The sequence below is a fragment of the Leifsonia sp. HAY1-4F genome, from assembly GCF_056755275.1.
The window spans coordinates 1-10,781 of sequence record NZ_JBNDHX010000120.1; the positions used below are offsets into that span (position 1 = coordinate 1).

The following is a 10,781-nucleotide window of genomic DNA, read 5'->3' on the forward strand; positions in this document are numbered from 1 at the left end:
CACTGGGGACACTGCGGGTGAACGCGCGGGAACTACTCACAAGTGCCCTGTGGATAGTGTGGAGAACGACGAATCCGGGCCGGCGGAAGGCCGACCCGGATCCGGGAGACAGAAGTGCTGGGCGCGCTGGGCGCTAGCGCCAGCGCGTGGTCATCAGGAAGCCGATGAAGGCGATTCCGAAGCCCACCAGGATGTTCCAGGCGCCGAGCGCGGGGATGGGGTACTGGTTCTGGCTGACGTAGAACACGATGATCCAGACCAGTCCGAGCAGCATGAAGCCGAACATGATCGGCTTGAACCAGACCGGGTTCGGGGCCTCTTCGCCGGACGCAGCGGCGCTGCGCTCGGCTCGGACCGGTCGCTCGGGTCTCGTCTTCGACTTGCTGCGTGCCATAGCACCCCAGTCTAGCGGGGAAGGCCCAGAGGTTCCTGATGCCCCCGAACGGGGGATACAGGCGGATTCGGGGCTGTGGAGAGCGAGATCGTTTCCCAGCGAGGCTCTCTAGAATCTGGGACATGACCAGCTTCGAGACCCGGCCGCGCCGGCCGCGCCGCCGGCGACGCCGCGTCTCGGTCGTCGGCGTCATCGGGGAGCTGCTGATCACCGCCGGTGTTCTGGTCCTGCTCTTCCTGGGCTGGCAGATCTGGTGGAACAACCTCGTCGTCTCCGGGCAGCAGACGAAGGCCGCCGCCCAGCAGAGTCAGAAGTGGATCGACGACGCCCTCAAGGCGCCGAAGGCCGCTCCGGACACCAAGCCGGCGCAGGCGGACCCTCCCGTGATGGCAAAACCTGCCCCCTACGAGCCGTTCGCGGTGATCTATGTCCCGCGGCTCGGGCCCGACTGGAAGCGAACGATCCGTCAGACGGTCGACGTCGAGCGCGTGCTCAACAGCTACACCGCCGGGGTCGGGCACTACATCGACTCGCAGCTGCCGGGACAGGTGGGGAACTTCGCTGTGGCCGGGCACGACTCCGGGTGGGGCAACACCTTCATCGACCTGTCGAAGCTGCGCATCGGTGACCGCATCTATGTTCAGACGAAGGACGGCTGGTACACCTACGTCTTCCGCAACTTCGAGTTCGTCCAGCCATCGGCCGTGCAAGTCCTTCTGCCCGTCCCACGCCAGCCGCAGGCGACGCCGACGGATCGCCTGATGACCATCACGACGTGCAACCCGCCGTTCCACGCGGGCGAGCGCCTGATCGCGTACAACGTGTTCCAGTCGTTCGCGCCTCCGCAGGACGTGCCGAGTGAGATCGCCGCCGCGGTCGGACAGGGAGGCTGACCGTGTACGGAGCGTTGTGGCGGGTGCTGCCCGGGCCGGTGTGGCTGCGCATCCTCATCGTGCTGGCCCTCGTGGCGGTCGTGCTGTTCGCGCTGGTGAGCTGGGTGTTCCCGTGGGTGGATTCGCTCCTCGGTCCCCAGGAAGGTACCGTGGGGCCGTGACCCGAGTACTCGTCATCGACAACTACGACAGCTTCGTCTACACGCTGAACGGCTACCTGCGTGAGCTGGCCGCTGAGACCGTGGTCATCCGCAACGATGACATCGCGGCCGCGGAGGTGCCGGCGACGCTCGCCGAGTACGACGCTGTCCTCATCTCTCCCGGTCCCGGCAAGCCGGGCGATGCCGGGGTGTCCATTCCGGTCGTCGAAGAGGTGCTGCGCACCGGTCAGCCCCTGCTCGGAGTGTGTCTGGGTCACCAGGCGATCGCGGAGGCGTTCGGCGGGGTCGTCACGAATGCCGAGGAGCTGATGCACGGCAAGACCTCACAGGTGACGCACGACCAGAGCCGCCTCTTCGACGGTGTCGCGCAGCCCTTCACGGCCACCCGCTACCACTCGCTCGCCGTGGTGGACGGGACGCTTCCGGAGGACCTGACGGTCACTGCCCGCACGGCGGGAGGTGTCATCATGGCACTGCAGCACCGCGAGGCACCCATCTACGGCGTGCAGTTCCATCCCGAGTCCGTGCTGACGGAGGGCGGTTACCGCATGCTCGGCAACTGGCTCGAGGTCGCAGGTCTCGCCGGTGCTGCGGAGGCGTCGCGCTCGCTCAACCCGCTGGTCAAGCTGGGCTGAGCGGCACGCTCGCGGGCCGGCTCGGTCAGCCCGAGCAGTAGGTCAGATCGACTGTGCTGCCCTGGGGAACGTCGCCGGGAGCCACCGATTGGGTGTGCACCATCGTGGCGCCCTTGTCCTGCGGACACGTCGGGTCCGGTTTCGGGTTGCCCGTCAGGCCCAGCTGGGACAGGATGCCCGTTGCCGCCTGGATGGTCTGCCCGGTGAGGTCGGTGAGCGTCACCTTGCCACTGGACACATGAAGACCGATCGCGTCGCCCTCGTGGGCGGACGCGTTCGCCGCCGGATCGGTGGAGATGACCACATTGGCCGGGACACTGGGCGAATTCTCCGTCGTAGTCGGTCCGACCGTCAGCCCCGCTTGCTGCAGCGCCTGGGTCGCCGCATCCACCGTCATGTTGTGGACGTCGGGGACCGATACGGTCTTCTTGCCCGTGGAGACGTACAGCATGATCGTGTCGCCGGTCGCGACGACGATTCCGGCGGCCGGATCGGTGCGGATCACCTGGCCCTGCGAGTAGGTGGGGCTGGACTCCGTGGTCTGCGACCACTTCAGCTTCATGCCGTCGAGTTCGGAGGTCGCCTTATCGAGGGTCTGCCCCGACAGGTTGGGTACTTTGCGTGAGCTGTCCGGCATCGTGGTGCTCGGAGCGAGACGCAGGACCCACCCGAGCACGGCGACGATCACGACCGCCATGATGGCGATGCCGGCCCAGATCCAGATGACGGGAGGGCGCCGCTGGGTGCGCGTCATCGTCTGGTCCTCGGCGAGCTGACGGAAGGCCGCTTCCGGTCCCGACACCGTGCTGGGCGGGGGACCGAACAGGGTCTCCGCGAACTCGTCCTCGTGCTTGCGCTTCGGGACGCGGCCGGCCGCGGCCTCCTCGAGGTCGGCCCGGAACTCGGCGACGGTCTGATAGCGCTCGAAGCGGTCCTTGGTCAGCGCCCGGGCGACCACCACATCCATCGCGGGAGAGATCTTGGGGTTCACCGTGCTCGGCGCGACCGCGGTCTCGCTGACGTGCTGGTAGGCGATCGCGACCGGGGTGTCGCCGCGGAACGGGGCACGCCCGGTCAGCATCTCGAAGAGAACGACACCGGTCGAATAGAGGTCGGTGCGAGCGTCGACGGACTCGCCCTTGGCCTGCTCGGGTGAGAAGTAGCTGGCGGTGCCGAGCACAGCCGTGGTCTGGGCGACCGTCGCGGACGAGTCGCTGATGGCGCGGGCGATGCCGAAGTCCATCACCTTCACCTGGCCGGTCTTCGTGATCATCACGTTGCCGGGCTTGATGTCGCGGTGCACGACGCCCGCTCGGTGCGAGTACTCGAGCGCGGTCAGGATGCCCTCGGTGATGCGCACCGCCTCGGACAGCTCGAGCGGACCCTTCGCGATGAGATCTTTCAGAAGGACGCCGTCGACGTACTCCATCACGATGAAGGGCAGCTGCGCCTCGTGCCCGTTCGGCTCGCGCACCGTCTCTTCGCCGGCGTCGAACACGCGGACGATGGTGGGGTGCGTCATGCGGGCCGCGGCCTGCGCCTCCTGACGGAAGCGCGTGCGGAACGCGGGATCGGTCGCCAGGGACGGCTTGAGCAGCTTGATCGCGACCGTTCGCCCGAGTCGCGAGTCGGTGCCGCGATGAACGTCCGACATGCCGCCCCGGCCGATGAGCTCGCCCACCTGATATCGGCCTGCGAGCAGGCGGCTATCTGGGCTCAATGCGGACTCCTTCTGGGGTGATGACTCGGGTTAGTGTAGCGGGGCCTGCCTGGAGATCTCCCCGAGCAGCGTCGCCGCGATCACTTGTTCCCGCCGCCCGCGCCGGCGGTCGGCGCGGGGGTGGAGCCGACGACCTCGTACGACAGCGCCGGTGACTGGCCCGACTCGACGGACTCCCCGCAGAAGATGGTGTACGTCAGCTGGTAGGTCCCCGTGGCGGTCGGCGTCCAGGTCGTCTTGGTGTCGTTCACCGGCGTCTGGGGCTGCCCGTTGATGTACAGCCGTCGGCCGATCAGGTTCTGGCCGGCTGGGCAGGTGGCCGAGCCGAAGCTCACGGCGACCTGCGAGTTCGGGGCGCCCTGCCCCGAGGGCGGCGTGGCCGACACCGTGTCGGTCGGCGTCGGGACCGGGGCGACCGGGCCGTAGACCTTGACCCCGATGGTGGTGCCCTTCGGGACCGGACCGGTCGGGTTGACCGAGTAGACCTTGTTCGCCTGATCCTGCGTGGTGGCCGCGGTGCCCTGCGACACGTCGGCGACCATCCCGAGCGACTGGAGCTTCGCGCGCGCCTGGTCCGCCGTGAGCCCGAGGAAGTCGGCCTCGGTGATCTGGACCGTATTGCTGGTCGGGGTGACCGAGGGCGTGGGCGATGACGACGCCGAGTGGCTGGGCGTGTCCGAGGGAGTCGGCGTGGGCACGGGCTTCGGCTGGGCCAGCAGGGTGATGAGGGTGCCGACCAGCACGAGGGCCAGCAGCCCGATCAGCGCGATCAGCGGCCAGGTCCAGCGGCTGCGCTTGCGCTCCTCGACAGGAGCGACGGTCTCCTCCTCGGTGACCATGGGGGCGACCGCCGTTGCGGGCAAGACCGTCGTCGCCGCGGTGGGCCCGGCCGGCGACGGCATGAGCACCGTCGCCGCGTCGGTCGCGACGGCGGCGCCGAGGATGGCCGGGACGGCGACCGCTGCTGCGCGCACATCCCCGCGCCGCAAGGCCTGAGCGGCCCGCGCGAGGTGCGCGGCGGAAGCGGGACGATCGGCCGGGTTCTTCGCGATACAGGCGAAGACGAGGTTCCGCACGGGCTCGGCGACCGTGGCGGGCAACTCCGGCGGCGCCTCGTTGATCTGCGCCATCGCGATCGCCACCTGCGACTCGCCGGTGAACGGCCGGCGGCCGGCCAGGCACTCGTAGGCGACGATCCCGAGCGAGTAAATGTCGGTGGTGGGGGAGGCCGGGTGACCGGACGCCTGCTCGGGCGAGAGGTACTGGACGGTTCCCATCACCTGACCGGTGGCCGTGAGCGGCACCTGGTCGGCGATGCGGGCGATTCCGAAGTCGGTGATCTTGACCCGGCCGTCCGGGGTGATCAGCAGGTTGCCCGGCTTGATGTCGCGGTGGACGAGGCCGGCGGCGTGCGCGGCGTGCAGGGCGGCGGCGGTCTGCGCCACGATGTCGAGGGTGCGGTCGGTGCTGAGGATGTGTTCCCGCTCGAGGATGCTGGAGAGCGCCTCACCGGGGACGAGCTCCATCACGAGGTAGGCGCTGCCGTCCTCCTCGCCGTAGTCGTAGACGTTCGCGATGCCCTCGTGGTTGACCAGGGCCGCGTGGCGGGCCTCTGCACGGAAGCGCTCGAGGAAGCCGGGGTCGCCGAGGTATTCGTCCTTGAGGATCTTGATGGCGACGGTACGGCCGATCACGAGGTCGGTGGCCTGCCACACTTCGCCCATGCCGCCGATCGCGATCCGCGACTGGAGCTCGTAACGTCCTCCGAAGGTGAGCCCTGCTGTGGGTCTCATTTATTCAGCACCGCCTCTAGTACTTTCCTCGCGATCGGAGCGGCGATGGAGTTACCCGTGCCGTTCTGACCCTGACCACCGCCATTTTCGACAACAACCGCCACAGCGAACTCCGGATCGTTCGCCGGCGCGAACCCCGTGAACCACAGCGTGTACGGGTCGTTCTCGCCGTTCTGCGCTGTGCCCGTCTTACCGCCGACTTGGACCCCGTCTATTCTTGCATTGCTCGCAACGCCGTGATCGACGCCGTCCACCATCATCTGCTTGATGACATCGGCGTTCTGCTGGGTCAGCGGATGCGAGAACTCCTTCGGCTGGAAGGACTCCTCCGTCTGCATGTCCGCCGAGCGGATCGTGTCGACGAGGTTCGGCGTCATGAGCGTGCCGCCGTTGGCGATCGCCGCCGAGACCATCGCCATCTGCATCGGCGTCGCCCGGTCCGACATCTGGCCGAACGAGCCGAGTGCGCGCTGCGCCGGGTCGGTGTAGAGCGGGTAGATGCTCTTCTCCACCGGGATGGGGATGTCGAACGAGGTGTTGAAGCCGAACTTCTCGGCCTGGTCCTTGATCACCTCGGGCTTCAGCTGCATCCCGAGCTCGGCGAACGGGATGTTGCACGACAGGATCTGCGCCGTCGCGATGGACACCGTCGCCCCCGGGCCGCAGGTGGTGAGGGAGTCGTTCTTCACGACCGTGCCGGAGCCGGGCAGCGGAAGGGAGGCGACGTTCGGCAGCTGACTGTCCTTGGTGTACTGTCCGGTTCCGAACGCGGCGGAGCTCATCACCGGCTTGAAGGTGGACCCCGGAGGATTCAGGTTGCCGCCGATGGTGCGGTTGATGAGCGGGTCGCCGGGCGCGGTCAGCAGCTGGTTGTACGTCGTGTCGACGGCCTTGCCGTCATGCGAGGCGAGCGCATTGGGGTCATACGAGGGCTTCGACACCATCGCCAGGATATTGCCGGTCTTCGGCTGCAGCAGCACGACGGCGCCCTGGTTGTCGCCCAGGGCGTTCCAGGCCGCCTGCTGCGCGACCGGGTCGATCGTCGTCTGGACCGTGGCGCCTTGGGGACTCTTTCCGGTCAGGATGGCGTTGATGCGATCGAAGAACTGGGAGTTCGACGAGCCGCTGAGCTTCGCGTTGAGGGCGCCTTCCAGCCCGGTCGGTTCGCCGTTGATCGGGAAGAACCCGGTGACCGCCGAGTACAGCGGCCCATTGCTGTAGACGCGCTGCCACTTGTAGACGTCTTTCGAGGGCACGGACTGCGCGATCGGCTGGCCGGCCACGAGGATCGCCCCGCGCTGCGCCGAGTAGCTGTCGTTGAGTGCGCGCGTGTTCCGCGCATCGGCGCCCAGCGCATCCGCCTGGAACACCTGGAGGATCGAGGTGGACACCAGCAGCGCCAGGAACATGACGAGGACGATCGTGCTCACGCGCTTGATCTCACGGTTCATGTCAGCTCACCACCAGTCGGGGTTGATTGCGGACCGTGTCGGACAGTCGCAGCAGCAGCGCCACGATGATCCAGTTGGCGACGAGGGAGGAACCTCCGGCCGCCAGGAACGGCGTCGTCAGACCGGTCAGCGGGATCACCCTGGTCACGCCCCCGATAACGATGAAGCACTGCAGCGCCACCGTGAACGACAGTCCGACGGCGAGCAGTTTGCCGAAGTCGTCCTGGCCGGCGAACCCGATCCGCAGGCCGCGCGCGGCGAAGATCAGGTACAGCGCGAACAGCGCGAACAGCCCGGCGAGGCCGAGCTCCTCGCCGAGGCTGGCGATGATGTAGTCGCTCTGCGCGACGGGCGTGATCCAGGGCTGGCCCTGTCCGAGGCCCGTGCCGATGAGACCGCCGTGCGCAAGCCCGAAGAGACCTTGCACCAGTTGGAAGCTGCCGCCCTGCGCGTCGTAGACGCCCTGCGAGAACGGGCTCAGCCAGTTGGCGAACCGGTCGTGCACGTAGGGCAGCACCTGGCTCGCGACGACGGCGCCGCCCACGATCAGCAGCAGGCCGAGGATGACCCAGCTGATCCGGGCCGTGGCGACGTACAGCATGACGAGGAACAGCCCGAAGATCAGCAATCCGGTGCCGAGGTCGCGCTGGAACACGATCACGGCCATGGACATGAGCCAGACGATGAGGATGGGGCCGAGATCCCGAGCGCGCGGGAACCGCATCCCGAGGAACTTCTTGCCCACCATGGAGAGCGAGTCGCGTGCCTGGACGAGGTAGCCGGCGAAGAACACGGCGAGGCACAGCTTCGCGATCTCGCCCGGCTGGAAGCTGAACGGGCCGATGCCGATCCACACCCGGGCGCCGTAGATCTCCTTGCCGATGCCCGGAAGCATGGGGAGCAGCAGGAGCAGCAGCGCAGCGAACCCGAAGAGATAGGTGTAGCGCTGCAGGATGCGGTGGTTGCGGATGACCACGACGACGAGGATGGCGCAGACGATCGCGATGGCGCTCCAGACGATCTGCTTGATGCCGGCGCTGTCCCACCCGGAGTCCCCGTAATGGATGTCGATGCGGTAGATCTCTGCGATCCCGATCCCGTTGAGCAGTGTCGCGATCGGGAGGAGGAACGGGTCCGCCTGCGGAGCCACGAAGCGGAGGGCGATGTGCGTTCCGACGACCAGGGCCGAGAGGCCGGCGCCGAGGTACACGAGCGTGAGGTCGACATGGCCGAGGGCGCCGAGCTGGACGAGCACGATGGCGGCGGCGTTGATCCCGCACGCGATGACCAGGAGGAAGAGCTCCAGGTTGCGCAGTTTCGCCGGAAGGTGCAGCCGCTTCACCGGCCCGGTGGTGGTCCGGACCGGCCTGGCCTGCGCGCGTTCGGGGGCTCTACTGTCGGCCGGCATCGCTCAGCTGTTCCACGATCGTCTTGGCCGCCTGGAGGTCGTCGGCGTTGATGGTCTGCTCCACCTGCTGCTTGTCGTATTCGGGGAGGTCGTCGACCGTGACGTTCGACTCCTCGTACAGGTGGGAGAGGCCGATCGGGCCGATCCCCTGTTGCACGCCCTGGTAGATGGCGACCTTGCCGTCGGGGGAGGTTCCGACGAAGTAGCGGGACTGCGTCCACTCGTAGCCGAAGAAGATCGCGAGCACGATCGCGATGACGAGGGCGATGAGGCCGATCATCCAGGTGAGGCGTCGCCGCCGGACCCGGCGGGCGTCCTCCTCGATGAGCTCGTCGAGGTAGTCCTCGGACTGCGGCTCGAAGTGCGTCGGGCCGGTCGCCGGGCGGATGGGGTGCAACCGCAGCCCGGGAAGGCGAGCCGGGCGGGCGGTCGGCTTCGGCTCGGCGCCGAATTGCAGAGGCGCGGCGGCGGAGCCGACGGTGATCGGCTCTTTCACGATGTCGCCGGGGGCCGTGTCGGCGATGTCGACGATCACAGCGGTGACGTTGTCGGGGGCTCCGGCGTCGAGGCTGTGCTTCAGCAGCCGCTCGGCGACCTGCTTCGGGCCGTCCTTGGAGGCGAGCGCCGCCTGCATGTCGTCGTGCTTCACGACACCGCTGAGGCCGTCCGAGCAGATCAGCCACCGGTCGCCGGGCCTCGTGTCGAGCGTCCAGGTGTCGATCTCGGGGGACGCATCCACGTCGCCCAGCACGCGCATCAGCACGGAGCGGCGGGGATGGACCATCGCCTCCTCCTCGGTGATGCGGCCGCTGTCGACGAGGCGCTGCACGAAGGTGTGGTCGGTGCTGACCTGTTTCAGCTCGCCGTCGCGCAGCAGGTAGATGCGGGAGTCGCCGATGTGGGCGAACGCGATCTGGTCGCCGACGCGGACCATCGCGCTCACCGTGGTGCCCATCCCGGTCAGCTCGGGATGCTCGAAGACGGTCTCGGCGAGCAGGGAGTTCGCCGCGATCAGCGCCGACTGGAGTGCGAACTCGGCCTCCGGTGCCGACGCGTACTCGCGGTCGGCCTCGCGGATGCGGGACACGGCGATCGCGGACGCCACGTCGCCTCCGGCGTGGCCGCCCATCCCGTCGGCGACGACGAAGAGGTCGCGGCCGGCGTACCCGGAGTCCTGGTTGTTCGAGCGGATCTTCCCGACGTGCGAGACGGCCGCTGCCTTGTTCGCCGCCACGCCTACCGCCGCAGCTCGAACGTTGTCGTGCCGATCTTGATCGGCGTGTCGAGTGGGATCTGGGTCGGGACGGTGACACGGCGGCCGTCGAGGAAGGTGCCGTTGGTCGAGTCGAGATCCTGGATCATCCACTCGTCGTTCCAGAGGAGCAGGCGGGCGTGGTGGGTGGAGGTGTAGTCGTCGCGGATGACGAGGTTGGACTCCCCGGACCGGCCGATGGTGATCGGGTCACGGCCGAGGGCCAGCTCGGTGCCGGAGCGGGGTCCGGAGGTGATGACCAGGCGATGCGCGGATTGGACACTCGCGTTCGCGTGGCCCCCCGCGCGGTTGGCGCCGGACGGGAGGGACGAGACGGGAGCGGCCTTCATCACCGGCTCGGTCGGGCCGGCGGGCGCGGGATGGGCGCTCGCCGCTGGGCTCGCTGCTGGGCCGGCCGGGAAGGGGGATGCTCCGCTCGCTTGAGACTCGGGCAGCTTGCGCACACGCTGCCCGAACAGGTCGGTGCGCAGCGCATAGACGATGCCGAAGACGAACAGCCACAGCAGCAGGAGGAAGCCGAACCGCAGCACCAGCAGCGTCAGCTCGCTGGGGTTCACGAGGGGCCCCAGAAGTTGCCGGCGTCGTGTCGGCGGGTCGGGTCGTTCGCTCCTCCGCGCGGTGCCGGTGCGGCCTGGGGGAGAACGCGGAAGACGATCCGGGTCCGGCCGATGGTGATGACGGATTCGGGCTCGAGGATGGCCTTGCGGAGAGGCTGGCCGTCGAGCTTGGACCCGTTCGTGGAGCCGAGGTCCTCCGCCTGCGCGCGGTGTCCATCCCACGTGATCATGATGTGGCGGCGGGAGATGCCGGTGTCGTCGACCGTGATGTCGGCGTCGGCGCCGCGGCCGACGACCGTGCGTGAGTGGCCGAGGGGATAGTGCCGGCCGTCGATGTCGAGCACCGGCGTCCAGGCGACATCGCCCTTCACGTTCTCGGACTCGACCTGCAGCATCCCGACAGACAGGTCCGCGTCCTCCACCAGGTCGATGGAGATGCCGCCCGCGAACTGGTAGTGCTGGGCGGCGGCATGCTTCTGCACGAAGTCGATGAGCT

The 10,781-nt window shown here is 68.2% G+C and carries 11 protein-coding genes; 3 read left to right on the forward strand and 8 right to left on the reverse strand.

The window, feature by feature from the left end:
• Window positions 1-133: 133 nt before the first annotated feature.
• Complete coding sequence (locus tag ACPYOG_RS17015; RefSeq protein ID WP_090035530.1) at window positions 134-394, reverse strand: cell division protein CrgA; 261 nt, start codon at window positions 392-394, stop codon at window positions 134-136.
• A 122-nt stretch (window positions 395-516) separates the two neighbouring features.
• On the opposite strand from ACPYOG_RS17015, the gene ACPYOG_RS17020 reads away from it, so the two are divergent.
• The 3 genes from ACPYOG_RS17020 to ACPYOG_RS17030 are packed head-to-tail and all read left to right on the forward strand — an operon-like array spanning window position 517 to window position 2,083.
• Window positions 517-1,287, forward strand: coding sequence for a class E sortase (locus tag ACPYOG_RS17020; RefSeq protein WP_481295351.1), 771 nt, complete (start codon window positions 517-519; stop codon window positions 1,285-1,287).
• A 2-nt stretch (window positions 1,288-1,289) separates the two neighbouring features.
• Entirely contained in the window at window positions 1,290-1,448 is a 159-nt protein-coding gene (locus ACPYOG_RS17025; protein ID WP_139230579.1) for a DUF4175 domain-containing protein, read from the forward strand.
• On the forward strand, window positions 1,445-2,083 hold the full coding sequence (locus ACPYOG_RS17030) for an anthranilate synthase component II (RefSeq protein ID WP_481295352.1): 639 nt from the start codon (window positions 1,445-1,447) through the stop codon (window positions 2,081-2,083). Before ACPYOG_RS17025 ends, ACPYOG_RS17030 begins: the two co-directional genes overlap by 4 nt.
• A 25-nt stretch (window positions 2,084-2,108) precedes the next feature.
• On the opposite strand, the gene pknB is transcribed toward ACPYOG_RS17030, so the two are convergent.
• The 7 genes from pknB to ACPYOG_RS17065 all read right to left on the reverse strand — a co-directional run.
• On the reverse strand, window positions 2,109-3,803 hold the full coding sequence (pknB, locus tag ACPYOG_RS17035) for a Stk1 family PASTA domain-containing Ser/Thr kinase (protein ID WP_481295353.1): 1,695 nt from the start codon (window positions 3,801-3,803) through the stop codon (window positions 2,109-2,111).
• Between the two features lie 80 nt (window positions 3,804-3,883).
• Window positions 3,884-5,596, reverse strand: a complete 1,713-nt coding sequence (locus ACPYOG_RS17040) for a serine/threonine protein kinase (RefSeq protein WP_481295354.1) — start codon at window positions 5,594-5,596, stop codon at window positions 3,884-3,886.
• Window positions 5,593-7,047 carry a peptidoglycan D,D-transpeptidase FtsI family protein gene (locus tag ACPYOG_RS17045; protein ID WP_481295355.1) on the reverse strand — a complete coding sequence of 485 codons (1,455 nt, stop codon included), beginning with the start codon at window positions 7,045-7,047 and terminating at the stop codon, window positions 5,593-5,595. Before ACPYOG_RS17045 ends, ACPYOG_RS17040 begins: the two co-directional genes overlap by 4 nt.
• A gap of 1 nt (window position 7,048) precedes the next feature.
• The gene (locus ACPYOG_RS17050; RefSeq protein ID WP_481295356.1) at window positions 7,049-8,455 is read right to left on the reverse strand and encodes an FtsW/RodA/SpoVE family cell cycle protein; all 1,407 of its coding nucleotides are present in this window, start codon (window positions 8,453-8,455) and stop codon (window positions 7,049-7,051) included.
• The gene (locus ACPYOG_RS17055; RefSeq protein ID WP_481295357.1) at window positions 8,439-9,689 is read right to left on the reverse strand and encodes a PP2C family protein-serine/threonine phosphatase; all 1,251 of its coding nucleotides are present in this window, start codon (window positions 9,687-9,689) and stop codon (window positions 8,439-8,441) included. Before ACPYOG_RS17055 ends, ACPYOG_RS17050 begins: the two co-directional genes overlap by 17 nt.
• 2 nt (window positions 9,690-9,691) lie before the next feature.
• Window positions 9,692-10,285, reverse strand: coding sequence for an FHA domain-containing protein FhaB/FipA (locus tag ACPYOG_RS17060; RefSeq protein WP_481295358.1), 594 nt, complete (start codon window positions 10,283-10,285; stop codon window positions 9,692-9,694).
• Window positions 10,282-10,781, reverse strand: a 500-nt coding sequence (locus ACPYOG_RS17065; RefSeq protein WP_481295359.1) for an FHA domain-containing protein, incomplete at its 5' end; no start/stop codon positions are given. The genes ACPYOG_RS17060 and ACPYOG_RS17065, both read right to left, overlap by 4 nt.